Raw genomic sequence first — 24233 nt, 5'->3', positions numbered from 1 at the left:
CTTTGAACCGGGCACGGTACGCAACAGCGCACGCGCCTGGAAAACCCGTCCACACGAGCCGCCCGCTGCGCTGCCGCGCGGTCAGGGGGCCGACAGCCCAGCGGGCGCGGTATCACGGCGTGGTGGCCGTCATCCGCGCATGCCACGACGGCCCTGCCCGCCACGCCTCAGGGGCTGGAGCTACCGACCTCGTCCATGCTGTGCGGCCGCCCGAGCGACGAGCCGAGCAGGCACGCCACGGGCGGGCGTGCCGTAACGGCCCGTCACATCAGGCTCGACGGGACGATTCCGTAGCGGCGCATCTTGCGGTACATCGTGGCGCGGGAGATCCCGAGGTCCTGCGCGGTCCGCTGGACGTTGGAGTTGCGGTCCATCAGCCCACGCAGAATGGCGTCGCGTTCCAGCGCCTCGATGGTGGTCAGAACCTTGTGCGAGGACACCCGGCATTCCGGTGGCAGGTCCTCCACGTGGATGACCCGGCCGGAAGGCCTCCGCGCCAGGCCGCGGATCACCGACTCGAGCTGCCGGACGTTCTCCGGCCACGGGCATCGCTGAAGCAGGGCCAGCGCGTCCGGGGAGAACGTGCACTCGCCACTCGGCCGGTACTTGCGCAGGAACAACCGCGCCAGGTGCTCGATGTCCCCATAGCGATGACACACAGGAGGCACCTCCACCGATGCGCCACAGAGCTGGTCGAGCTGGTCGTCGGCACTGACCATCGACGGCTGACAGATCATGACCAGTTGCCCGGTCGCACTGCCGTGCAGCTGCACCAGCAGGTTGCTCAGCCGCTGCCGCAGCTGATCGCCCAACAGGTGGACCTCGCTCAGGACGAGCACGTTGGACGGCACGACGAGCAGTTCTCCGATGTCGTGCAGCCAGCGCTCCATGACGGCCGGTGAATCCGACAGCGGCGCTTGCGTCATCTCCAGCCGACGTCCGGCGCCGTGAGCCCGGTGCAGGGCCTCGACCAGCGTCCTCTTGCCGACGCCGGCTTCGCCCAGAAGATGAAGCCATGTCCCGGCGACGAACGCTGCTTCGCTGTCGGCGACCGCGCGCAGCCAGTGCGGGGACGAGCCCGCCAGTCCCAGGCCGGAGCGGGCGGGCGCGGCGGAAACCGCGCGTGTGGGCTGGGACCGTCCGATCAGCCGGACTCGGAAGACGGCGCCCGCGTCGCTGTCCTCGCGCCGGCAGCGACTGACCCTGAGTTCGGCGACCCGTCCCGAGGGCAGGGCGATGCTGCGGGTCCCCTCGAGCCGGGGTTGGTCGGCGATCTCACGGGCGTGGTCGAGCAGCGCATAGTGATCCGGCCCGGGCACAGCGGCACTGAGCTGCTCGTTCATCATGACGACATCGCGGTTGAGGGCCAGCACGGGTCCCGGGCGGGCCGAGGAGCACGCCTCCATGTAGTCCTGGAAAAGAGCCCGCTCGCGCCGCGAGGTGATCGCCGCGATCTCGGCCTCGATCTGGGCCGCGACCGAGCGGGCGAAGGCCATCAGCATGCCGTCGGAGCCCTGACGGATGGTGGTGAGGTTGAAGGCTCCCAGGAGGGTGCGCCGGGTGGGATGCAGGATCGGTACGGCCGCGCAGTGGAAGTCCCGCAGCGCCTCGACGTAGTGCTCCATCCCGGCGATCATGACCGGGCGGCCGCTCGCCAGCGCGGTCCCGATGCCGTTGGTGCCCACGTAGCGCTCGGCGAAGACATGGCCCGGGGCCAGGTGCACGCGGTTGAGGTTCGTCGTCAGCCCTTCGTGGGAGACCTTCCGGGAGAGGACCACACCATTGCGGTCTGTGATCATCATGGAGACCGGGTCGTCGGCGAGCTGCTCGTGCAGCCGGTCCAGGATCGGCAGCGCAGCCCTTGCGAGGTGGCTGTCCAGATCGGGGTTGTCCAGGTACGGAGCGTCGAGGCTGCCCGACTGCACCTTGTGTTCCATCGAACGATGCCATGAGGCCACTACGAGCGACCGGGCGCTTGGATCCTTGGTGACTTCCAGGTAGAGCTCTCTGGCTGCTCTCAGTGAGCTTCCGGGTTGTTGGCGGGCCATTAACACTCCCGTACTGCGCGCGTCACATCCCTCGGTGCAGTGATTGGACCAGCTCGACAGCTCGGCGCATACGGCGTGTATCACATTGAGACATTCGCGGACGGATTCTGAGACATCGACCTGCCATCGGCGGCCTGTGTAATCGGCGCACCACCCCACCCGCCGACTCGCAGGGAGCCGCCATGAAAGCCGTGCAGGTCATCGAGTACGACGAGCCGCCCGTGCTCGTGGACGTGCCGGACCCGCAGATCACCGGCCCGCTGGATGTGATCGTGAAGATCGGGGGCGCCGGAGTCTGCCGGACCGATCTGCACATCCTCGAAGGACAGTGGAAGGACAAGAGCGGGGTCGCCCTTCCGTACACGATCGGCCACGAGAACGCCGGCTGGGTCGCGGAGGTAGGGCAGGCCGTGACCCATGTCAAGGTCGGTGACGCGGTCATCCTGCACCCGCTCGTGACCTGCGGTCTGTGCCGCGCCTGCCGGGCCGGCGACGACGTGCACTGCATGAACTCCGCCTTCCCCGGCATCGACACCGACGGGGGCTACGCCGAGTACCTGAAGACCGACGCCCGCTCTGTCGTGCCCCTCGCCCCGTCCCTGGAGCCGGCCTCGGTGGCGGCCCTGGCTGACGCCGGGCTCACGGCGTACCACGCCGTCGCCAAGGCGGCCCGGGTGCTGCGGCCCGGTGACAAGGCCGTGGTCATCGGCGCGGGCGGACTCGGGCACATCGGCATCCAGGTGCTGCGGGCCCTGTCGCCGGTGGAGATGATCGTCATCGACCGCAGCCCGGAGGCCCTGGCTCTGGCCAAGGAACTGGGCGCCGGCCACACCCTCTTCGCGGACGGAAGCGAGGCCGACCGCGTACGGGACCTCACCGGCGGTCACGGGGCGGAGGCCGTCCTGGACTTCGTCGGCGAGGGAGGCGCCGTCGAGACGGGCGTGGCCTGCCTGCGCCGCAACGGGAACTACTACGTCATCGGCTACGGCGGCCACCTCCACGTGCCGACGATCGACGTCATCTCCACCGAGATCAACTTCATCGGCAACCTCGTGGGGTCCTACAACGACCTCTCCGAGCTGATGGTCCTTGCGGCCCAGGACAAGGTCACCCTGCACACCCAGCGATACCCCCTCGCCTCCTTCCGGCAGGCCCTCGACGACCTGGACACCGGGGCCGTACGCGGCCGAGCGATCTTGATCCCCTGACACCGCAGGAGAAGCACCATGCGCAGCAGACCGTACCCGGCCCTGGTCGCCGTCGCCGCCGTCGCGGCCCTGACCGCCACCGCGTGCACCGCCCAGAACCAGGCACAGCAGAAGCCCAAGGACAAGGCCGCGCTCTTCAAGCCCGGCTCGGAGATCAGCTACAAGAAGTACGGCAAGGACTACCCGGCGACGAAGGTCAAGGACGTCCCCGGACCCTGCAGCTACGAGTCGATCAGCCGCAAGGACTACTCCGGGCAGACGCTGAAGATCATCAGCCACGCCGTACCCGTCATCGGCGAGCCGACCCAGCTGCACGCCAAGCAGTTCGAGGAGATCACCGGCGGGAAGGTCGAGGTGGTCAACGTCCCCTTCGGCGAGCTGCACCAGAAGATTCTCACGCCCCTGCAGGCGGGCCAGCCGGCGTACGACGTCATGTTCTACCCGTCCCTGTGGATCGGCGACATGGCCCCGTATCTGGCCCCGGTGCCGAAGACGTACCTGGACAGCCCCGGCATGAAGGACGTCACCAAGGCCTACATGGATGTGGCGACCTGGAACGGGAAGGTCCTGCAGTACCCGGTGGACGGTGACCGGCACTACCTCAAGGTCCGCACCGATGTGCTCAAGGACCCCGAGCGGCAGGCGGAGTACAAGAAGGCCACGGGCAACAACCTGGAAGTCCCCAAGACGTGGGCCGAGTACCAGGAGATAGCCAAGTTCTTCAGCGGCAAGGACCTCGACGGCGACGGCAAGCCCAACTACGGCAGTGCCGAGGTGACCAAGCGCGACGACCTGACGTTCTCCGCGTTCATCAGCCGGGCGGCGCCGTACGTGAAGAACCCGGACGTCAAGGGCGGTGTCTTCTTCGACGTCAAGACCATGAAGCCGCTGATCAACACGCCCGGCTTCGTACGCGCTCTGCAGGACATGGTGAAGGCCAAGTCCACCTGGGCACCCGGCGGCGCCAACTTCGGCCTGGGAGACGAGATCTTCTCCTTCGGAGGCGGCCAGACGCTGATGTCCTACTCCTGGGACGACGCCTTCATCCAGGCCCAACAGCCGGACAGCAGGATCCGCAACAAGGTCCAGGCGGCGCCGCTGCCGGGCTCCACGGAGGTCTACAACCGCACGACGAAGTCGTGGGACAGAAAGGCGAACCAGGCGCCCTACTTCACGTGGGGATGGACTTCAGCGGTGGCCAAGGCCTCGCGCCACCAGCAGATGGCCTTCGACTACCTGTGCTTCTTCGGCAACGAGGCCAACACCGCCCTCGACCTGACCATCGGCCGATTCGGCGTCAACCCCTACCGCAACGCCCACTTCGACCCGGCGTTCTGGGAGAAGCAGGGCTGGGACAAGGACGTCGCCGAGTCGTACGTGCGCACGCTGTCCGGCATGGAGAAGAGCACCAATCGCGTCTTCGACCTGCGCGTCCCCGGTGTCAACCAGTACATGTCCGCGCTGGCCAACGGTGTCGCCGCGGCTCTGGCAGGACAGAGCTCCCCGCAGCAGGCACTGGACGACGTGGCCAGGGAATGGTCCAAGATCACCGACCAGATCGGCAAGGACAAGGTCCAGAGCGCCTATCGCAACGTGGTCGCACTCGAGGACAACTCCTGATCCGACCGCAGAACGCCCCGGGTGGCCGGACCGCACCGGCCGCCCGGGGGCGCGCCCCATTCCTCAAGGAGAACCATGGACGGCCTGCGCCGGCACAAGAGCATGTTCCTGCTGCCAGGACTGCTCACGCTCTTTCTGATCATCATTTTCCCTCTTCTGTTCACCATCCGCGTCAGCTTCTCCGGCTGGAACGTGAGCAACCCTCGGATGGACTTCATCGGAGGCGCCAACTACACGGCGATGCTGCACGACAGCCGCTTCTGGGCCTCCATCACCCGGCTGTTGCTGCTGGCGGGCGGCACCGTCCTGATCCAGTACGTCATCGGATTCGGTATGGCCCTGCTGGTCTGGCGCGAGGTACGCGGCCGCAGATTCTGGCGGGTGCTCTTTCTCGTCCCCATGATGACCACGCCCGTGGTGATGGCCGCCATCTGGCAAACGATCTTCCATGAGTCACTGGGGCCGGCGAACGATCTGCTGGGGATGCTGGGCCTGACGAGAATTCCCTGGCTCACCGAGTCCGGTCCGGCCCTGGTCGCGCTGATGACCGTCGAGATCTGGCAGTGGACCCCTTTCATGTTCCTGTTGCTCCTGGCCGGCCTGCTCAGCCTTCCCAAGGAACCGTTCATGGCCGCCGCGATCGACGGCGCCGGCACCTGGCGCACCTTCTGGAAGGTGACCTTCCCACTGATGGCACCGGTCTCTGTCGCGGCGGTCATCATCCGGCTGATCGAGGCGTCCAAGCTCTCCGACAGCGTCTACGTACTGACGTCCGGCGGGCCGGGGTCCTCCACGGAGACCCCGGGTTACTACCTCTACATCCAGGGGCTCCGCGATCAGCAGACCGGCTACGGCGGGGCGATGTCCCTGACCTACCTCGTCCTGATGATCGTCACGCTCACGGTCGTCGCCGCGCTGCTCACCAGGGCCTTCAAGCTGAGGGGGGACTCATGAGGTCGCGCCTTTATCCCGTATTCAAGTACACCGTGATCGCCCTGTGGGCCTGCTTCGTTGCGGGACCGTTCTTGTGGGCGATGACGACCAGCTTCAAGAACGCCAACGCCGTCCAGGGCGGTCCCACCTACATCCCCTGGGTGCAGTACAGACCCACCCTCACCGGCTGGCGCAACATCTTCGGCGGAGCCGGCGGTGTCGATGTGATCGATCCCTTCGTGAACAGCGCGATCATCACCCTCGCCGCGTCCGCCATCAGCCTGGCCCTGGGGTCCCTGGCCGCCTACGCGCTGTCCCGGTACCGGTTCAAGCTGGGCTTCATCAAGAACAGCGACATCGTCTTCTTCTTCGTCTCCCAACGCATCATGCCTCCCGTCGTCCTGGTGATCCCCTTCTTCTACCTCCTGCAATGGGGTGGCCTCCTGGACAGCATCTTGGGCCTGGTCATCGTGACGGTCGCGCTGCTGCTGCCGATCGCGGTGTGGGTGATGGTGGACTTCTTCAACGGCATCCCCCGGGAGATCGACGAGATGGCGATGCTGGACGGCTGCCCCCCCGTTCCAGACCTTCGTACGGGCGATCCTGCCGAACTCCCTGCCCGGGCTGACCGTGGCGGCGATGTTCTGCGCCGTGTTCGGCTGGAACGACTTCTTCTTCGCCTTCCGGCTGACCTTCACCGAGGTCCAGACCCTGCCGCAGGCGGTAGTCGCCCTCAACTCCTCCATTCCACCGTGGTGGACGCTGTCCGCCGCCGCGCTCTTCGGCGTGGCACCGCTGATCCTGCTCGCCCTCTGGGTGGAGCGCCTGCTGTCCAAGGGGAACCTGTCGGGAGCCGTCCGATGAACCTGAGTGCCACCGATCTGTGCCTGACCGTCGACGGTGTCGACCACCTCAAGAACGTGACCGCCACGTTCCGGCCGGGACGGCTCCACACCGTCATCGGCCGGACCATGGCCGGGAAGACAACACTGTTGCGGGCCCTGGCCGGCCTGCAGAAGGTGGACTCCGGCTCGCTGACCCGGGCGGGATCCGACTTCCTGAAGACGCCGGTGTGGCGGCGCGACACCGCCATGGTCTACCAGCAGTTCATCAACTATCCGCATCTCGATGTGTTCGACAACGTGGCCTTCCCGCTGAAGCGGGCCGGGCTGTCACGGGACGAGATCCAGCGACGGGTCCGGCAGAGCCTGGCGAGCGTGGGGCTTGCACAGTTCGAGAAGCGCAAGCCCTCCCAGCTCTCCGGCGGCCAGCAGCAGCGCGTCGCGATGGCTCGCGCCCTGGCGCGCGGGACCGGCATCCTCCTGCTCGACGAGCCGCTGGCGAACCTGGACTACAAGTTGCGCGAACAGTTGCGCGACGAGTTCAAGGCCCTCTTCTCGGACCAAGGCGACACGATCGTCATCTTCACTACCACCGAACCCGCCGAGGCGATGATGCTCGGGGACGTGGTCCTGGTGATGCACGAGGGGCGGATCCTCCAGACCGGCACCCCGCAGGAGGTGTTCGAACGCCCGGCGACCACCACGGTGGCGTCCATCATCAACGACCCGCCGATGAACATCTTCGGGGGCCGGATCGAGGGCGGTCAGGTCTCGGTGGCCGGCTTCCAGGCCACGCACGTCTCCGCACACCTGGCCGACCTGCCCGACGGCGCCTACCAGTTCGGCCTCCGTGCCACCGACGTCAGCCTGGCTTCCGCAGGGGTCGAGGGCGAGGTCACCTTCGTGGAGATCTCCGGCTCCGAGACCTTCGTCCATGTGGTCGTCGGCGAGACCCCCTTCGTCGTACAGATCGAGGGCATCCACGACGTCGCCCTCGACGACCTGGTCAGACTTCGGCTCCGTCCCGACCGGTTGTTCGCCTTCGACCAGCAGGGCACGCTCGTGCGGACACCCACATACGATCTCGCTTCAGTGGAAGGGCGTTGATATGGCGCAGTTGGACATCGTCGACGTCGGGCACGCGTACGCGCCCGGTGCCGAGGAGGAGCGCTGGGCTCTCAAGCCGCTGAAGCTGACCTTCGAGTCCGGCAAGACCTATGCGCTGGTCGGACCCTCGGGCTGCGGCAAGACGACGCTGCTGAACATCCTGTCCGGCCTGGTCAGACCATCCCGGGGACGGGTGCTGTTCGACGGCGTCGACGTCACCGCCCTCCCCACGAGGGCGCGCAACATCGCCCAGGTCTTCCAGTTCCCAGTCATCTACAAGTCGATGACGGTCTACGAGAACCTCGCCTTCCCACTGCAGTGCCGACGCTTGGACAAGGCGAGGATCGACGCCAAGGTCCGGCAGGTCGCCGAGGCTCTGGAGCTGCACGACCGGCTGGGGCAGCCTGCCCGCGGGCTCACCGCCGACGACAAGCAGCTGATCTCACTCGGCCGCGGCCTGGTCCGTGACGACGTGGCGGCCGTCCTGATGGACGAGCCGCTCACCGTGATCGATCCGCAGCTGAAGCACTCGCTGCGGCGCAAGATCCGAGAGATCACCGAACAGTTCCGGCCCACGGTGATCTACGTGACGCACGACCAGTACGAGGCGATGAGCTTCGCGCAGGAAGTGCTCGTCATGAAGGACGGCCGCGCCGTGCAGCAAGGCACCCCTGAGCAGCTCTTCGAGGCGCCCTCCTCCACCTACGTCGGCTACTTCATCGGCTCACCGGCGATGAACTTCCTGACAGTGGACCGTGACGACGGGCCTTTCGCGCTGTGCGGCCGGACGCTGTCCATCGCCTGGGACATCCCCCAGAGCACGACCGAGGTCCAGATCGGTGTCCGGCCCGAACACGTCAAGGTCGTCGCGGACCCCGGCCCCAACACCTTCCCCGGCCGGCTGCGGGGCGTCAGCGACCACGGTGCGCAGCGCGTGCTCGAGGTCGAGGTCGCCGGCCAACTCGTCAGGGCCAAGACGCCACGGGAGGAGGGAGTTCCGGTCGGCGAGGAGGTCCTCGTGCACCTGCCGCGCGCCAAGGTCCTTCCGTACGCGGACGGTCAGTTGGTACTCCAGTCGTAACGATCCGTCGGGCACACCCGCGCCACCTACCCGCTCCACCGCAGCGGGCCGCCCATCAGGGGCCCCGCCGCGGCGCGTGGGGCGCCGCGGCCGTGCGGCGGAATGCCGCGACGCGTCCGCTGTGGGTGGGGTCGGCGAGCCGGCGACAGCGAACCGAGTTCGTACGATCCGCCGTACGCAACGCCCGTTCGGTGCCGAACGCACAGACATCAGCGAAGGAACCCCATGATCTTCATCACCGCCAAGTTCCGGGTCCGTCCCGAGCACGCCGACCGCTGGCCCGAGATCACCGCCGACTTCACCCGGGCCACGCGCGCCGAGCCCGGCTGCCTGTGGTTCGACTGGTCGCGCAGCGTGGCGGACCCGACGGAGTACGTCCTGGTCGAGGCCTTCCGCAACGACGAGGCCGGCGCCAAGCATGTGCAGTCCGCGCACTTCAGGGCTGCGCAGCAGACGCTGCCGCCCCATCTGGTCGAGACGCCGCGCATCGTGAACGCGACGGTGCCACAGGACGATTGGTCGCTCCTTGGGGAGATGGCCGTCCCCGGACAGGAGTAGCTCCCTGTCCGGGCGCGCGTCTCCCCATGCAGCCCCCGGACTGGTCTCCGTCCCGTTCGGCTACCTGGTCGCATCGGGCATCGGCGCTCCGCGCCCTACCGCGCCGGAACCCCGGCACGGCCTGAGTCGGTCAGGCGAGCGGGCCGGTCAGTGATTGTTCGGTCCACACGGTCTTTCCCTCGCGGGTGTAGCGGGTGCCCCAGCGTTCCGTCATCTGGGCCACCAGGAACAGGCCGCGGCCGCCCTCGTCGGTGGTTCGGGCGCGGCGCAGGTGGGGTGAGGTGTGGCTGGTGTCGCTGACCTCGCACACCAGAGACCGTTCACGGACCAGCCGCAGGGTCGCGGGGCCAGTGGCGTAGCGGTAGACGTTGGTGACCAGTTCGCTGGCGATCAACTCGGTCGTGAACGCCAAGTGCTCCAGACCCCATTCGCTCAGCTTGGCCGAGGTCAGTGCCCGGGCCCGGGCGGCGCTTGCAGGCTCCAGCGGCAGACTCCAGGAGGCGACATCGTCCGGTGGCAGCATGTGGGTGCGGGCGATCAGCAACGCGACGTCGTCGGTGGGGCGCGCGGGCACGAGTGAGTCGACCACCGCTTGGCATGTCTGTTCCAGCGCGTCGGCGGGGCGGGTGAGCGCCGCGCACAACCTGGTCAGGCCGAGGTCGGCATCGATGTGGTGTTCGCCGATGAGTCCGTTGGTGTACAGGCACAGCAGGCTTCCCTCGCCCAGTTCGACGTCCCGGGCCTCGAACGGCAAGCCGCCCAGGCCGAGTGGTGGGCCGGTGGGCAGGTCGAGCAGAGCCACCTGTCCGTCCGGGGCGGTCACCACCGGCGGCGGGTGGCCCGCGCGGGCCACGGAGCAGCGCCCGGAGACCGGGTCGTACACGGCGTACAGGCAGGTGGCACCGACGACCTGCTCGCCGACGGGCCGTTCGCCGGCCGCTTCCTGTTCGGCCGCCAGCAGGATGACCATGTCGTCCAGGCGGGAGAGGACCTCGTCCGGTTCCAGGTCGAGGCTGGCGAGCGTGTGTACTGCGGTACGCAGCCGCCCCATGGTGGCGGCGGCGTGGATGCCGCGTCCCACCACGTCGCCGACGACGAGGGCGACCCGCGCCCCGGACAGGGGAATGACGTCGAACCAGTCGCCGCCCAAACCCGGTGCGGCGCTGGCCGGCAGGTATCGCAGGGCCACCTCGGCGGCCGACTGGTCCGGGACCGTCCGGGGCAGCAGGCTGCTCTGCAGGGTGAACGCGGTCTGCTGCTGCTGGGTGAAGCGCCGGGCGTTGTCGATGGCGACGGCGGCCCGCGAGGCGAGTTCCTGGGCGAGGGTGAGATCGTCCGCCTCGAAGGGATCGGGGCGGCGCGAACGCCACAGGGTCAGCACACCCAGCACCAGGCCACGTGCGGCCAGGGGTACCACGATCAGCGAGTGGACGCCCAGGGCGGGAGCATGAGCCCCCTGGCAGCCTTCCGCGGAGAACCAGTCGGGCGGGAGAACAGGTTCCAGGACGGGCCGCCCCTCGGCCAGGCACGTGGCCTGGGGTGTGCCGGGCCCGAACGCCACCGGCTCGCCGTGGGGGTGGGGCGGGCCGGGTTGCTGGGCGCCGACGTCGCAGGCCCCCACGCGTACCACAGTCCCTGCCAGGGCCCACGTCGGTTCCTCACCGCGCGTCACCGGCTGCAGCAGGTCCACTGACGCATGGTCGGCGAGGTGCGGCACCATCACCTCGGCGAGTTCCCGGGCGGTCTCTGCCACGTCGAGGGTGGTTCCGATGCGGCTGCCGGCCTGGTCGAGAAGTGCGAGCCGGCGCTGGGCCCGATGGCGTTCGGTGATGTCCTCGATCATCTCGGCCACGCCCAGAATGCGGCCGGAGGGATCCTCCATCCGGAAAGCCGAGACCAACGCGACCCGCTCTCGCGCCGGATCCTGCTCCAGGCGGGCGAACTGCTCGGAGTAGATCAACGGTCTTCCGGTCTCCATGACCTGGCGCACACGCTCCACGGCCCTGCGTGCGTCGTCGGGGAGGAGCATCTGCCCGGTGGGCAGCCCCCGAAAATCTGCCGCCGGGACGCCACTGAAGCGTTCGACGGCCCGGTTGACCCGGAGGAGCCTCAGGTCGGTGCCGTGAACGACCAGGCCGATCGGGCACCGGCGGTACAGCCCGTCGAGAACCGCGCGGTCCCTTTGCCACTCCAGGACGTCAGCCGCGAGTGCCCCGGCGAGAAACCACTCACGGACCCGGTCGGCGCGTGAGACCGCATGGGCCCTGAGCCCCATCTCCACCAGCCGCCCGTCGCGGTGCCGCACCGTGAGCACGCCGAACCAGCCGTCGGCTCTCCTACAGCGCGCCGCGGCCTGCCTGACAGCCGGTAGATCACGCGGATCGACGAGGATCTCGAATGCCGGACGACCGATCACGGCTGTGTCCGGATAGCCGAGCAGCTCCTGCGCCCGCCGGTTCCACCCGACCACGACTCCCCGGTCGTCGAGCACCGCCAGGGCGGCGAGGTGCACGGCGAACGGATCGTCGTGGCTTTCACGGAGCTCCGTCATCCGCTCGTCCACGGCTGCACACCACCTTGTACTCGGTCGCCGATGTTCTGCCGCGGGTCCTGACCACGACCGGTGACCGGCATGATCGTGTCCGGGACGGTGGCGCCGCGTTCTCCAGGCACGCTGACCTGCTGACGCCAGGGAACCCATTGAAACCCGGTGGGGGCCGCGGTCCCATCCGCCGCGTGGCACGGCGTGGCGGACACAGGGGATCAATGGGCGAGGTGGCCCGCTCACGCCGGGCCTCGTGGGGGTGTCCCCAGCCCGCGTGCCGCCAAGGCCCAGCCGAGTTCCACCGCGATGTCCGGGGCGTCCGGGCTGCTGCCGGTCAGCTCCTCGAAACGGCGCAGCCGGTAGCGGACGGACAGCGGTCGAGCAGCGACACGGTGAGTTCCGGTTCGGCGACGACGGCCACCCGCCAGGAGAGGTCGCTGAGGTCGTACATGCCACGCAGCCCGTACGCACCGGCGGCTTCCAGCAGCCTGACGGTGGGGCGGAAGGAGCGGTGCACCGCGGCCGGGTCCGTCCACGGAGTCCACGAGCGGACGGGCGGCCCGGTGAGGTCGACGCCGAGGGTTGTGGACCGGCGGTTCACCACCCCGGCGTCGATTCCGACGGCGTCCGCGCTAGCCACCGATGGCGGCTCCCTGCCTGAACGGGAGCGCGTCACCGAGCAGCTGGCCGCCGTCGATCACCATGGTCTCGCCGGTGATCCAGCTCGCGGCGTCCGAGACGAGGAAGGCGACCGCCGAGGCGATGTCGGCAGGCTCCCCGATGCGCCCGAGCGCCGTCGAGGCGGACACGGCTTTCTCGTGCTCCTTCCACAGAGCCTCGGCCAGCTTCGTGCGCACCACACCCGGTGCCACCGCGTTGACACGCACCTTCGGCGAGAGTTCCAGGGCCAGTTGCTTCGTGAGATGGATCAGCGCGGCCTTCGACGCGTTGTACAACCCGATGTTCGCCTCGAAGGCCATGCCGCCGACCGACGCGGTGTTGACGACCGCGCCACCGTGCTCGCCCATCCAGCCCCGAGTGGCCAGTCCCGTCCACAGGACGGGAGCCCAGAGGTTCACGTCGAAGGTCTTGGCAAACCTACTGTGGTCCTGGTCGATCACTGGGCCGAAGGCAGGGTTGGTTCCCGCGTTGTTGACAAGGATGTCCAGGCTTCCGAAGCGCTCGAGCGTCAGGTCCACACAGCGCTGTGCCGCCTCCTCGTCGACCGCGTGCGCACCGACGCCGACCGCTGTGCCCCTGACCTGGGCTGCGGCGGCGTCCGCCGCTTCCTGGGACCGGGAGGTGAGGACGACGTTTCCGCCGGCGGCGGCGATGGCCTGGGCGATCGCCAGCCCGATACCGCGTGAGGCGCCCGTGACGACGGCGGTGCGACCGGTGAGATCGAGTCCCGTCATCTCAGATCACCGCCGTCTTCCGGCCGGCGGTGGCCGTGCCGCTCACCGCCGCGGTGTCCGTGCCGCGGTACTGCCGCAGTTCCTGTTTCGCGATGGCCCGCTTGTGGACCTCGTCGGGACCGTCCGCCAGCCGCAACGTCCGCAGCCCCGCGTACATCATGGCCAACGGAAAGTCGTCGGTCACTCCTGCTCCCCCGTGCACCTGGATCGCCCGGTCGACGATCTTCAACGCGATGTTCGGCGCTGCCACCTTGATGGCCGCGATCTCGGTGCGTGCCTCCTTGTTCCCGACCGTGTCCATCAGGTACGCGGCCTTGAGGGTGAGCAGGCGGATCATCTCGATGTCGATACGCGCTTCCGCGATCCAGTCCTGGATGTTGGACCGGTCGGCGACCGGACGGCCGAACGTCACCCGTGACTGCGCACGTCGGCACATCAACTCCAACGCCCGCTCGGCCGCGCCGATCGCCCGCATGCAGTGGTGGATTCGACCCGGCCCGAGCCGGGCCTGGCTGATCGCGAAGCCCTCGCCCTCGCCCTTGAGCAGGTCTGTGGCCGGCACCCGTACGTCGGTGAAGTCGATTTCGGCGTGCCCCTCACGGTCCTGGTAGCCGAACACCGGCAGCCCGCGCAGCACGGTGATCCCGGGGGCGTCGATCGGGACGACCATCATCGACTGCTGGCGGTGCGGGGCGGCGGTGGGGTCCGTCTTGCCCATGACGATGAGCACCTTGCAGTTGCGGTGCAGGGCGTTGGACGCGAACCACTTACGGCCGTTGAGCACGTACTCGTCGCCGTCGCGCTCCATCCGCAACTCGATGTTGGTGGCGTCGGAGCTGGCGACCCGCGGCTCGGTCATCGCGAAGGCCGACGCCATCGTCCCGTCGAGCAGTGGCTTGAGGTATTTCTCCTTGTGCTCGTCGCTGCCGAAGAGCGTGAGCACCTCCATGTTTCCGGTGTCGGGAGCGTTGCAGTTGCACGCCTCGGAGGCGATGTGGCTGCGCCCCATGATCTCCGCCAGCGGCGCGTACTCGAGATTTGTCAGTCCCGGGCCCCACTCGGGGTGGGGGTGGAAGAGGTTCCACAGTCCGCGCCGCCGCGCCTCCGCCTTGAGGTCCTCGATGACCGGCGGGTGGAAGTGCGGGTCACCCGACGCGCGCATCTGCTCGTGGTACACCTCCTCGGCGGGGTAGACGTGCGCATCCATGAACTCGAGCAGATCCGCCCGGTACTGCTTGGCGCGGTCCGACGTCTCGAACAGGGACATCTGTACTCCTGAAGGTCGGGGAGGGAAATGGAGTGGGCCCAGGCCGGCGTCCACCGCGTCGACCGCACCGGTCGGCGGGCCCGCGGTGTTGCGCAGGGTCAGCAGCTGTTGCGCGGGCGGCGCCGTCCGGCGCACCGGTCAGGTCTGCGCCTGCAAAGAACTCTGGTAGCGGCGCATCCCGCGCAGCCACCGGTCATAGTCCGAGCCCTTCTGCCGGTACATCTCCAGGACGTCTTCGTGCGGCAGGATCAGGAAGCGCTCGTCCTCGATCGCGGCCAGGACGGCGTCGGCGACTTTGGCCGGCTCCAGGACGTCACCCGCGGACGTGACGGCCCGCGTCGCCGCTCTTCCCAGCGCGTCCCCGGAGTCCTCCCCGGAGTACAGCAGCCTGGTGTTCACCCCCATCGGGCACAGACAACTGACACGGACTCCATGATCGCCGTAGGTGACACTCAGCCATTCGGCGAAGGCGACGGCCGCGTGCTTGGTGACGGCGTACGTGGCGGAGCCGATTTGAGTGAGCAGCCCGGCCGCCGAGGCGGTGCTGACGAAGAAGCCCTCACCGCGCTCGAGCCACCGAGGCACCAGGAGCGTCGCCGCACGGATGTGGGCTCGCAGGTTCACGTCGATCGAGAGATCCCACTCCTGCTCACTCGCGTCGAGGCCGAGCGCCCCCGCAATGCCCGCGTTGGCGAAGTAGAGGTCGACCGGCCCGAAGGTGCTCTCCGCCAGGGCGATCAACTGCTCGATCTGGTGGGTGTCCGACGCGTCCGCGCCGGCGCCGACGGTGCTTCCCGGGTGGTCGGCGTTGACTGCCTCCGACACCGTTCGCGCCGTGTCCGCGTCGAGGTCCGCGACGACGACCCGGGCGCCCTCTCGAGCGAGCCGTGCGACCAGCGCGCGGCCGATTCCGCGACCGCCACCGGTGACGATGGCGACCTTTTGTGCAACGTTCACGGCGAACCCTCTCCCGTTGAAGGGGCGTGCGATGCCTGGACACGGACGCCGGGAGTGGGCGGCCGTGGCTTTCCCGACCTGTATAGTTGAATCTGGCGTCAAGTTCAATACAGGGGCGCGCGGGAGCACGGAGAGCCGTCGGCCTCAGGGGTACGAGCGGCGCACCGGACGGATCGTCGGGGAACCCGGCGCCATGCGAACGCCCATGCGCCTGGCGCGGGTCACGTCCGCGGAGGAGAAGAGAAGCAGATGAGGTAACCGGCCCGGAGGCAGGCCGATCAGCGAGGGCCGGGGAACCGAAGGGCGTTCGCCCAGAGCCGGGTGACCGTGGACACGAGTTCCTCGAAGTCCACCGGCGCGCCTTCTTCTGGTCCCTCACAGAGCACGAAGGCGTTGTAGGCCATGACGCTGACCATGCCCGACAGCGCGCGGGAGGCCATCATCGGATCGACCTCACGGTCGGCGACACCCCGCGCCTGCAGGTCGGCGATGCCGCGGGCATTGCGGCGGATGAACGCGTCCCCGCGCCGCCTTCGGAACTCACGGAACTCGGGCTCCACCTGGGCGACCTGCTCAAGCAGTGCCATCAGCTTCGCGTTCCGTCCGTACGCCTCGAGGTACGCGCGATTGCTCGCCTCGAGCACCGCGTAGGGATCGTCGGTACCCTGCACCCGGGCCATGCCGGGGTGCATCATGTCCTCCTGTGCCTCCAGGAGGACGGCGGCCAGCACCTCTTCCTTGTTGGCGAAGTAGGTGTAGAAGGATCCCGCCGCGCAACGCGCCTCTTTGGTGATGTCGGTCAGGCGGGTGTCGAGGTAGCCGTCTCGTTCGAACACCTTTCGCGCGGCCTTCACCAGAGCAGCCCGTGTCCGTGCTCCGCGCTGCGTCGTCGGCGGCTCACGAAGGTGCGAGAGGGGCGCCATGGGCGGTGCCGGCTCGCTGTCGATCTCCTCGGGCGCGGGGGTGTCCATCCCCGGAACTCTACTTGAATCCGACGCCATGGTCATAAACCCCCAGAGCCCCGTTGCTGCGACGGAGGTGGAGAAGAGACATTCATGGGCGACGAGCGGCGACATCGCCGGGCGCGGTGTCGCGAGTCAGGACCGTACGGTCGATGGACCGCTTGAGGATCTTGCCGGTCGGGCCCTTGGGCAGCGCGTCGACGAACCGGACGATGCGCGGGATCTTGTAGGCGGACAGCCGCTCCCGGGCCCAGCTCGACACCTCGGCGGCGCCGACTTCCGAGCCGGGCCGGACGGCGACGAGCGCGGCGACCTCCTCGCCGTAATGGTCGTCGGGAACGCCGATCACGGCTGCCTCAACGATGTCCGGGTGCTCGTAGAGAACTTCCTCGACCTCACCGGGATAGACGTTGTAGCCGCCGCGGATGATCAGGTCCTTGATACGGTCGACGATGCGCAGGTCGCCGTCCGTGTCGGTCTCGCCGAGGTCGCCGGTGCGGAACCAGCCGTCGGGGGACATCGCCGCGGCGGTGTCCGCGGGGCGGTTCCAGTAGCCGCGCATCACCGTGGGTCCCTTGATGTGGACCTCGCCGACCGTACCCGGCGGGCACTCGGTGCCGTCGCTGTCCCGCACCTGGACCTGCACCCCCGGGACCGCCCTGCCGGTGTAGCCGGTCTTGCCGCCTCGGTCGACGTCGTTGAAGGTGCCGAACGCAGTGGTCTCGGTGAGCCCGTACCCTTCGAGGATCGTGCAGCCGAAGCGGGCCTCGAAGGCCCGGGCGATCTCGCCGGGCAGCGAGGCGCCCCCGGAGACGGCGACCCGGAGCCCCGCGAAGTCCGCCGGGTTCGCGTCGCCTGCCGCGTGCAGCAGCGCGTTCCACATGGTCGGTACGCCGGCCATGACGGTGAGCCGGTCACGGCGCAGCATCTCCAGCATGGCCGCCGGGTCGAAACGGGCCAGCAACGACATGGAGCCGCCCACGGTCAGGGTCGCCATCAGGACCGATGCCTGGCCGAACACATGGAACAGCGGGAGTCCGGTGCCGATGCGGTCGGCGCTCGAGGCGCGGCTGCACTCGGCGCCGATCTCCCCGGCGGACAACAGGTTTCCGACGGTGAGCTGGGCCCCCTTCGGCCGCCCTGTGGTGCCGGAGGTGTAGAGGATGGCCGCAGTCTCGTCGCGGTCCCGGTCGACGACGCCGGCCGGGCCCGCGCCGGTGACCGGCGCGCCCGGGGACAGCGTCCGGAAGGGAACGCCGAGCGCCGCGGCCGCCTCCGCGACGGCGGGGCCGAGGGCGTGCCACGCGATCGCCGAGGAACACCCGGCGTCACCGAGAACGTACTCGGCCTCCGCCCGGGTGACCATCGTGTTGACCGGCACCACGACACAACCCGCAGCCTGGATCCCGAGGTAGGCCACCACGAACTCGGGTACCGACGGAGCTGCGAGCAGCACCCGGTCCCCGGGGGACAGGCCCGCGGCGGCCAGAGCACCCGCGTACCGTACGCTCGCGTCGCGGAGTTGACGGTAGGTCCACTGATCCGCGCCACCGCGCAGTGCGATGGCGTCGGGGGTGGCAGCCGCGTGGCGGCAGACGGGATCGAGAACGCTGGTCATGGGCGGTGCCTTCCGGGAATGTGAGCAGGTGGCGGTGCGGGTCTCGCCCGCGCGCCGTTCAGTTGGTTCGGCCCGGCCTCGACACAAAGTCCTCGGACGAACGTGGCCGGAGACGCCGTAGAAGCCGATCTCACCGCATCCGATCGGTCGGTCCGTCAGGCGGTGATCCCGAAGCGTTCGGCGAGTTGGCGCCGGGTGTCGGCGGCACTGGTGTGCAGCACGCCCCCGATTCCGATGCGCGCCGCTCCGTCGAGGTTCTGCTGCAGATCGTCGATCATGACGGCCTCCTCGGGGTCGATGCCGAGGCGTTCACACGCGATCGCGTAGATGCGCCGGGACGGCTTGCGGATTCCCACCTCGGCGGAGATCACGACCACATCGGCGACAGCGGCGAGGTCGACGCCGTCGTAGGTTCCGGTACCGAACGAATTGGACACCAGCGCAACGGGACGGCCGGCGGCACGGAACTCACCGAGCAGCGCGAGCATGTCCTGGTCGATCGACATTCCCGCTTGCATCCGGGCCGTGAGCCCCTCGGCCGCTACGTCGGCGCCGTGAGCGCGGAGACGCTCGGCGAATCCACGCTCGAAGCCTTCGGTGTCGATACGACCGCATTCGTGATCGGCCAGGAGAGCCCGTGACCGCTGGTCCCGGCCCAGGAGGTACAGCGGCAGGCTCGGGTCGCCGCCGAGCGAGGCGCCGAAGTCGGTGAAAGCCCGCAGCACACTGGAGGTGATGACGCCGCCGAAGTCCACCAGGACCGCGGTTCGCTTCTCCACCATCTCCGACACGCTGTCCACGCCCTCTCTCTTCGGCTCGCTGCCGCCCCCGTGCGGACGGCAGCCATGTGTTGCCCACAGGGATGCGGACCTCAGACGACCTCGAACAGTCCGGCTGCGCCCATTCCGCCGCCGACACACATCGAGATCACCACGTACCGGGCACCGCGGCGCTTGCCCTCGATGAGCGCGTGCCCCACCAGGCGGGCACCGGTCATTCCGTAGGGATGGCCGACTGAGATCGCGCCGCCATCGACGTTGAACCGCTCCGGGTCGATGTGCAGTTCGTCGCGGCAGTACAGCGCCTGGGATGCGAAAGCCTCGTTGAGTTCCCACAGGCCGATGTCGTCGACGGTGAGGTTGTGCTGCTTCAGCAGCTTCGGTATGGCGAACACCGGGCCGATGCCCATCTCGTCCGGCGCACAACCGGCGACGGTCATACCCCGGTAGACGCCCAGCGGTTCCAGCCCGCGGCGCTCGGCCTCCTTCGCCTCCATCAACACCGATGCCGAGGCCCCGTCCGACAACTGCGAGGAATTGCCGGCCGTCACGCTGGAGTGCGCGCTCACCTGACCGTCGGGCAGCACCGGGGCCAGGCCGGCCAGTCCCTCGAGCGTCGTCGAGGCGCGGTTGCCCTCGTCCCGGTTCAGGACGACCTCCTCCTCCCGCACCTCCCCGGACTGCTTGTCGAGGACCTTCTTGACGCTGGTGAGCGCGACGATCTCCTGGTCGAACCGGCCGGCCTCCTGCGCCGCGGCGGTGCGCTGCTGTGACAGCAGGGCGAACTCGTCCTGGCGCTCCCGGCTCACGCCGTAGCGTTCGGCGACGATCTCCGCCGTCTGCAGCATCGGCATGTAGATGCTCGGCTTGTTCTCGACCAGCCAGGGATCCGTCGCGCGGTGGTTGTTCATGTGGTCGTTCTGCACCAAGGAGATCGACTCGACACCGCCGCCGACAGCGACCTGCATGCCGTCCGCGACGATCTGCTTGGCGGCCGTCGCGATGGCCATCAGACCCGAGGAGCACTGCCGGTCGATCGTCATGCCCGACACGCCGTCCGGAAGTCCGGCCCGCAGAGCGGCCTGGCGCGCGACGTTGAACCCGGCAGACCCCTGCTGCACGGCGCAGCCGAAGACGACGTCCTCGACCTCGTCTCCCTCGATCCCGGCGCGCCGCACGGCGTGCGCAAGGGCGTGGGCGGCGAGTTCCTGCGCCTGGGTGTCGTTGAACGCACCGCGGTAAGCCTTGCCTATCGGCGTCCGTGCCGTCGAGACGATGACTGCTTCCCTCATGTGGCCTCACTGCTTCCTGTGGGTCCCGCGGGTCCGGGAGCTTTGGGCGTGATTCGGCTCCGTGGGCCGGGCTCGTTGCCGGTGATCCGGGCCGATGGTCGGCTGGGGCGCTGTGAGCGGTCGTCGAGCGTCTCCCTCGTCGACCGAAGAGGTGAGTCATGACCGCGGGGGTGACGGAGCCGGCCTCCCCACTCGTTATAGTTGAATTTGGCGTCATGTTCAACCATGCTCTTCGGCGCTCGCGGCCTTGACAGCCTGCCTCCGCATCTGAAGGCTACCGACCAGTCGGTATGAGGAGGTGAGTCGTGACCGAGTCGAGCATCTTCACCGCCGCGGGCGTGTTCGACGCGATCGTGGCGGGTCCGCCCGAGGGCCGCCCGGTCTTGCTGCTGCACGGCTTCCCGCAGACGGGACTGGTGTGGAAACGGCAGATCGCGGCACTGGCCGCGCACGGCTACCGGGTGGTGGCGCCCGACCAGCGTGGATACTCCCCGGGTGCCCGCCCGCAGCGGCCCGAGGACTATCGCATCGGTCGCCTCGTCGACGACGTGGTCGCGATCACCGAGAAACTGGGCTGGGCGGCGTTCGACCTGGTCGGCCACGACTGGGGAGGCGCGGTGGCCTGGTGGACCGCTCACGCCCACCCCGGCCGCGTGCGCACCCTGACCGTTGTCTCCACCCCTCACCCCGGCGCTCTGGCCACCACACTGCGCACCGACCTGGATCAACGCGAACGCTCGCACTACATGATCGACTGGCGCGAAACACCCGCGACCGAAGAGCGCATGCTCGCCCACGACGCCCAGGAGCTTCGCGCGTTCTACGCCGGAAAGGTCCCCCAGGACAGCGCCGAGGCCTACGTACGGCACCTGTCCCGGCCGGGCGCTCTCACCGCGGCGCTGAACTGGTACCGGGCCGGCCGCCCCGACGGCCCGATCGGCATCATCGACGTGCCCACGCTGTACGTCTGGAGCACGCAGGACAGCGCGTTCGGCCCGGCGGCCGCCCAGGAGACCGGGCAGTGGGTCAAGGGGCCGTACTGGTTCGAGACCCTTCAGGGCGTCAGCCACTGGGTCCCCGAGGAGGCGCCCGAGACGCTGAGCGGCCTGTTGCTCGGACACCTGCGAACGCACGGTCAGCAGAAACCGCGACGCAATGCCCCGTTCGTCGACTCTCCGAAGAGGTGACCCCATGAAGACAGCGCGGGCGGCCTGGCGCCGCCTCGAGCCCGTACACGGCATGATCTACTTCGTTCCCGAGGCTAGGCGACGGTACGCGGACCTCGGACTCAGTGGACGCGCCGGGTACTTCGCCTCCCGCAGCGCCGCCTTCGGCCGAGCATCCGCCGAGCTGGTCATCTCGACCTTCTACAACTTCAATCCCGATTTCGTACGCCGGGCGGTGGAGGGGGCCTGGGACGCGACGACGCCGCGGCAGGTGCTGGACGCGCGGTACGCCGCGGCGGGCGAAGCCCTGCGGCGCGCGGGAATCCACGAGCTGCCCCACTTGGAGGAGGTCCTGACGCTGACCCGCCGGGCAGCCGAGGCGGCCCGCGAACATGCGCAGGGCCGTCCGCTGTTCGCCGCGCATGCCGCGCTGCCTTGGCCGGAGGAGCCGGTGCTGCAACTGTGGCACGCCCAGACGCTGCTCCGGGAGTTCCGTGGAGACGGCCATGTCGCGTGCCTGCTGAGCGAGGGCGTCGGAGGCTTGGAGGCACTGATTCTGCACGCCGCCACCGGTGAGGTTCCCGGCGACTTCCTCAGGGCGAGCCGCGCCTGGCCCGAGGACGAGTGGGACGGTACCCGGGAGCACCTGCGAGAGCGAGGCCTTCTCGACGGCGACTCCCTCAGCTCGCAAGGGGCACTCCTGCGCGGGCACATCGAGGACCGCACCGACCGTCTGGCCCTTGCCGCCTACGCCGCCCTGAGTGACGCCGACTGCGAGCGTCTCGCCGAACTGGCCCGCCCGTTCGGCCACGCCGTCGTCGAAGCCGGCCTTCTCAAGGTCGGCTGACCACCGTTCCATGCCGTGAGGACGGGCGGCGGCTCGCCTGGGGGCACGCACCTGTCGACGGAACCGGCTCGACGGTCTCCAGAGGGTCGACTGAGCCACGCCGGCACAGTCGGTCCCGGTGGTCGCCCCCGGACAAGGAGGGACGGAACTGTCCGGGTTGATCACCATGTCGTGGGAGGGCGAGCCCGGCGCCTGGTCGCCGGAGTTGAGGGCGGCGAGAAGGCCGGAGCCTGTACGCATCTCGGCGCAGGAGGTGCCGAAGCGGGTGTTGGCGCTGTCGGTCCCCCGGCTCGGGCCGCCCAGCGCCAAACAGGGCGCCGGCCTGCCCAGCGCCGCCGCCCGCCGCGACCGCCGAACCGGACAGCTGCAAAGGCTCTGAGCGCATGGTGGTGGGTGCCGCCACGGATGCCCGGAAGCCAGCAGCCATGGTTGCCGAGGCAGTCCGCCCGCCCTCCTCGGCGCTCAAGCGGCCTCCACCCCCTCCAAGACGCCGTCTCTATCCGGTCATTCCCCTGCCGGTCGGTAGACACGGAACCCAGTGAATGGAACGCTCCCTACAGAGCGCGGACGGTTCGCACGCCGTGCGCAGCCCGCCGGCCCCCTGCTCCGGCCCGCCTCGCCGCTCGAGCGCCGCACCGGAAGGCGCCCGGCCGCGTTTCTCGCACGAGCCGCATCCGCACCAGCAGGAAGTACTCGCCTCAGCCGAGTCTTCCGCTTCCTCTCCGAGAGGAGTGCACCGATGAACCTGCGAACCAGCCCGGCGGCACTCGCCGTCGTCCTCACCACGGCCGTAGCGCTCGCCGCACCCACAGCCAGGGCTGACGCGACGCCCGCAGCCGCCGGACCGACGGAGTTCACCGTGGACACCACGTCCGACGCGGTCGATGCCGACCCGGCGGACGGCCTCTGCCGCACCGCGTCGGGCGCCTGCAGCCTGCGTGCCGCGGTGATGGCCGCCAACGCCCGCCAGGGCAGCACCATCACACTGCCTCCGGGCCGCTACCAGCTGACCGTCCCACCGGATCCCCGCCTGATCATCGGAGACCACCCCGACCCGACCACGGGCGACCTGAACGTCACCGCGCCCACCACGATCCGCGGCTCCGGCGCACGGACCACCGTCATCGACGCCAACCACCTGGACCGCGCCTTCCGCATGCAGGCGGACACCCGGCTGTCCGATCTGACGATCACTGGGGGTGTGGCCAAGGAGCGCGAACTGCCCATCACCGACACCGGTGGCGGCGGCATCGCCAACGGACACCACATGACGCTGCGCCGGGTCGCCGTGACCGGGAACTCCGCGGGCTACGGCGGTGGCATCTTCAACATCCCCGGCTCGCACCTGGATCTGATCGACAGCACCGTCGGCGCGAACGTCGCGGGAGAGGCCGGGGGCATCAGGTTCGACGACACCGGCACCGTGACCAACTCGACGGTCGCCGACAACCGCGTGACAAATCCAGGCGACCGCCCCGGCAGCCTCGCCGGCTACGGCGGCGGGATCGACATCCGTGGCCGTGGAGCCGTGGAAATCCTCAACTCCACTATTTCCGGCAATACTTCGAGCGACGGCGGTGGCGGAATCAACATCGCCCCCGCCTACCTCGACAGCCTGCCCTCCCCGATCCCCGACGTCGTCGATCTGCCGCTGGGGCGACTGACGTTGCGCAACTCCGTCGTCGCCGGCAACACCGTCGACGGCAAGGCCGCCAACTGCAAGAAGGCCTTCGCCACCATCGCCTCGGGGGGCCACAACATCGACGGTGACGGCAGTTGCCGACTCACCGCCGCGGGCGACCTGCCCAGCCGTGCGCCGTTGATCGGCCCGCTCGCCGACAACGGCGGTCCCACGGACACCGCCGCGCTGCTGCCGGGAAGCCCCGCCCTGGACGCGGCGGCCGACTGCCCGGCCACTGATCAGCGCGGTGTCGGTCGCCCCCAGGGCGCCGCCTGCGACATCGGCGCCTACGAGCACACGCCATGAC

The 24233-nt window shown here is 69.1% G+C and carries 20 protein-coding genes; 9 read left to right on the top strand and 11 right to left on the bottom strand.

Annotated elements, in window-relative coordinates; genetic code table 11:
* Positions 1-263: 263 nt before the first annotated feature.
* Positions 264-1937, bottom strand: coding sequence for a sigma-54-dependent Fis family transcriptional regulator (locus AC07CM_RS10055; protein ID WP_478875869.1), 1674 nt, complete (start codon positions 1935-1937; stop codon positions 264-266).
* 293 nt (positions 1938-2230) lie between these two features.
* On the opposite strand from AC07CM_RS10055, the gene AC07CM_RS10050 reads away from it, so the two are divergent.
* The 6 genes from AC07CM_RS10050 to AC07CM_RS10025 all read left to right on the top strand — a co-directional run bounded on the left by AC07CM_RS10050 (position 2231) and on the right by AC07CM_RS10025 (position 9397).
* Positions 2231-3256, top strand: coding sequence for an NAD(P)-dependent alcohol dehydrogenase (locus AC07CM_RS10050; RefSeq protein WP_478875868.1), 1026 nt, complete (start codon positions 2231-2233; stop codon positions 3254-3256).
* Between the two features lie 18 nt (positions 3257-3274).
* Entirely contained in the window at positions 3275-4876 is a 1602-nt protein-coding gene (locus AC07CM_RS10045) for an extracellular solute-binding protein (protein WP_478875867.1), read from the top strand.
* 75 nt (positions 4877-4951) lie between these two features.
* Positions 4952-5830 carry a carbohydrate ABC transporter permease gene (locus AC07CM_RS10040; RefSeq protein WP_478875866.1) on the top strand — a complete coding sequence of 293 codons (879 nt, stop codon included), beginning with the start codon at positions 4952-4954 and terminating at the stop codon, positions 5828-5830.
* Positions 5827-7758, top strand: a complete 1932-nt coding sequence (locus AC07CM_RS10035) for an ATP-binding cassette domain-containing protein (RefSeq protein ID WP_478875865.1) — start codon at positions 5827-5829, stop codon at positions 7756-7758. The genes AC07CM_RS10040 and AC07CM_RS10035 overlap by 4 nt, the downstream gene beginning before the upstream one ends.
* A gap of 1 nt (position 7759) precedes the next feature.
* On the top strand, positions 7760-8839 hold the full coding sequence (locus AC07CM_RS10030) for an ABC transporter ATP-binding protein (RefSeq protein WP_478875864.1): 1080 nt from the start codon (positions 7760-7762) through the stop codon (positions 8837-8839).
* A 225-nt stretch (positions 8840-9064) separates the two neighbouring features.
* Positions 9065-9397: a putative quinol monooxygenase gene (locus AC07CM_RS10025; protein WP_478875863.1), complete on the top strand. Its 333-nt coding sequence runs from the start codon at positions 9065-9067 to the stop codon at positions 9395-9397.
* Positions 9398-9527: 130 nt separating this feature from the next.
* On the opposite strand, the gene AC07CM_RS10020 is transcribed toward AC07CM_RS10025, so the two are convergent.
* The 10 genes from AC07CM_RS10020 to AC07CM_RS09975 form a co-directional block, all read right to left on the bottom strand.
* Complete coding sequence (locus tag AC07CM_RS10020) at positions 9528-11948, bottom strand: SpoIIE family protein phosphatase (protein WP_478875862.1); 2421 nt, start codon at positions 11946-11948, stop codon at positions 9528-9530.
* A 233-nt stretch (positions 11949-12181) separates the two neighbouring features.
* Complete coding sequence (locus tag AC07CM_RS10015; RefSeq protein WP_478876125.1) at positions 12182-12280, bottom strand: hypothetical protein; 99 nt, start codon at positions 12278-12280, stop codon at positions 12182-12184.
* Positions 12277-12582 carry a hypothetical protein gene (locus AC07CM_RS10010; RefSeq protein ID WP_478876136.1) on the bottom strand — a complete coding sequence of 102 codons (306 nt, stop codon included), beginning with the start codon at positions 12580-12582 and terminating at the stop codon, positions 12277-12279. Before AC07CM_RS10010 ends, AC07CM_RS10015 begins: the two co-directional genes overlap by 4 nt.
* Complete coding sequence (locus AC07CM_RS10005) at positions 12575-13357, bottom strand: SDR family oxidoreductase (protein ID WP_478875861.1); 783 nt, start codon at positions 13355-13357, stop codon at positions 12575-12577. The genes AC07CM_RS10010 and AC07CM_RS10005 overlap by 8 nt, the downstream gene beginning before the upstream one ends.
* Position 13358: 1 nt before the next feature.
* On the bottom strand, positions 13359-14624 hold the full coding sequence (locus AC07CM_RS10000) for an acyl-CoA dehydrogenase family protein (RefSeq protein ID WP_478875860.1): 1266 nt from the start codon (positions 14622-14624) through the stop codon (positions 13359-13361).
* Positions 14625-14762: 138 nt separating this feature from the next.
* The gene (locus AC07CM_RS09995; protein WP_478875859.1) at positions 14763-15581 is read right to left on the bottom strand and encodes an SDR family oxidoreductase; all 819 of its coding nucleotides are present in this window, start codon (positions 15579-15581) and stop codon (positions 14763-14765) included.
* 278 nt (positions 15582-15859) lie between these two features.
* Positions 15860-16552, bottom strand: coding sequence for a TetR/AcrR family transcriptional regulator (locus AC07CM_RS09990; RefSeq protein ID WP_478875858.1), 693 nt, complete (start codon positions 16550-16552; stop codon positions 15860-15862).
* A gap of 82 nt (positions 16553-16634) precedes the next feature.
* A complete protein-coding gene (locus tag AC07CM_RS09985; protein WP_478875857.1) occupies positions 16635-18161 on the bottom strand; it encodes an AMP-binding protein in 1527 nt (508 codons plus the stop codon).
* A 155-nt stretch (positions 18162-18316) separates the two neighbouring features.
* Positions 18317-18961: an HAD family hydrolase gene (locus AC07CM_RS09980; RefSeq protein ID WP_478875856.1), complete on the bottom strand. Its 645-nt coding sequence runs from the start codon at positions 18959-18961 to the stop codon at positions 18317-18319.
* A 71-nt stretch (positions 18962-19032) separates the two neighbouring features.
* Entirely contained in the window at positions 19033-20232 is a 1200-nt protein-coding gene (locus tag AC07CM_RS09975) for an acetyl-CoA C-acyltransferase (protein WP_478875855.1), read from the bottom strand.
* A gap of 305 nt (positions 20233-20537) precedes the next feature.
* On the opposite strand from AC07CM_RS09975, the gene AC07CM_RS09970 reads away from it, so the two are divergent.
* From AC07CM_RS09970 to AC07CM_RS09960, 3 genes are all read left to right on the top strand, one after another.
* Complete coding sequence (locus AC07CM_RS09970) at positions 20538-21419, top strand: alpha/beta fold hydrolase (protein ID WP_478875854.1); 882 nt, start codon at positions 20538-20540, stop codon at positions 21417-21419.
* 4 nt (positions 21420-21423) lie between these two features.
* Entirely contained in the window at positions 21424-22245 is an 822-nt protein-coding gene (locus tag AC07CM_RS09965) for an SCO6745 family protein (RefSeq protein WP_478875853.1), read from the top strand.
* Positions 22246-22984: 739 nt separating this feature from the next.
* Positions 22985-24232: a choice-of-anchor Q domain-containing protein gene (locus tag AC07CM_RS09960; RefSeq protein ID WP_478875852.1), complete on the top strand. Its 1248-nt coding sequence runs from the start codon at positions 22985-22987 to the stop codon at positions 24230-24232.
* Position 24233: the final 1 nt, after the last annotated feature.

Source organism: Streptomyces sp. NPDC044061, from assembly GCF_056434305.1.
This window is presented reverse-complemented; position numbering and strand designations above follow the sequence as displayed.

What these genes read in the sequence shown, in the direction of transcription:
- AC07CM_RS10055 (WP_478875869.1), bottom strand. Translation starts at nt 1,937, where the DNA reads ATGGAACACAAGGTGCAGTCGGGCAGCCTCGACGCTCCGTACCTGGAC.
- AC07CM_RS09985 (WP_478875857.1), bottom strand. Translation starts at nt 18,161, where the DNA reads ATGACCAGCGTTCTCGATCCCGTCTGCCGCCACGCGGCTGCCACCCCC.
- AC07CM_RS09960 (WP_478875852.1), top strand. Translation starts at nt 22,985, where the DNA reads ATGAACCTGCGAACCAGCCCGGCGGCACTCGCCGTCGTCCTCACCACG.
- AC07CM_RS10040 (WP_478875866.1), top strand. Translation starts at nt 4,952, where the DNA reads ATGGACGGCCTGCGCCGGCACAAGAGCATGTTCCTGCTGCCAGGACTG.
- AC07CM_RS10025 (WP_478875863.1), top strand. Translation starts at nt 9,065, where the DNA reads ATGATCTTCATCACCGCCAAGTTCCGGGTCCGTCCCGAGCACGCCGAC.
- AC07CM_RS10005 (WP_478875861.1), bottom strand. Translation starts at nt 13,357, where the DNA reads ATGACGGGACTCGATCTCACCGGTCGCACCGCCGTCGTCACGGGCGCC.
- AC07CM_RS10000 (WP_478875860.1), bottom strand. Translation starts at nt 14,624, where the DNA reads ATGTCCCTGTTCGAGACGTCGGACCGCGCCAAGCAGTACCGGGCGGAT.
- AC07CM_RS10050 (WP_478875868.1), top strand. Translation starts at nt 2,231, where the DNA reads ATGAAAGCCGTGCAGGTCATCGAGTACGACGAGCCGCCCGTGCTCGTG.
- AC07CM_RS10030 (WP_478875864.1), top strand. Translation starts at nt 7,760, where the DNA reads ATGGCGCAGTTGGACATCGTCGACGTCGGGCACGCGTACGCGCCCGGT.
- AC07CM_RS10035 (WP_478875865.1), top strand. Translation starts at nt 5,827, where the DNA reads ATGAGGTCGCGCCTTTATCCCGTATTCAAGTACACCGTGATCGCCCTG.
- AC07CM_RS10020 (WP_478875862.1), bottom strand. Translation starts at nt 11,948, where the DNA reads ATGACGGAGCTCCGTGAAAGCCACGACGATCCGTTCGCCGTGCACCTC.
- AC07CM_RS10045 (WP_478875867.1), top strand. Translation starts at nt 3,275, where the DNA reads ATGCGCAGCAGACCGTACCCGGCCCTGGTCGCCGTCGCCGCCGTCGCG.
- AC07CM_RS09990 (WP_478875858.1), bottom strand. Translation starts at nt 16,552, where the DNA reads ATGGACACCCCCGCGCCCGAGGAGATCGACAGCGAGCCGGCACCGCCC.
- AC07CM_RS09975 (WP_478875855.1), bottom strand. Translation starts at nt 20,232, where the DNA reads ATGAGGGAAGCAGTCATCGTCTCGACGGCACGGACGCCGATAGGCAAG.
- AC07CM_RS09965 (WP_478875853.1), top strand. Translation starts at nt 21,424, where the DNA reads ATGAAGACAGCGCGGGCGGCCTGGCGCCGCCTCGAGCCCGTACACGGC.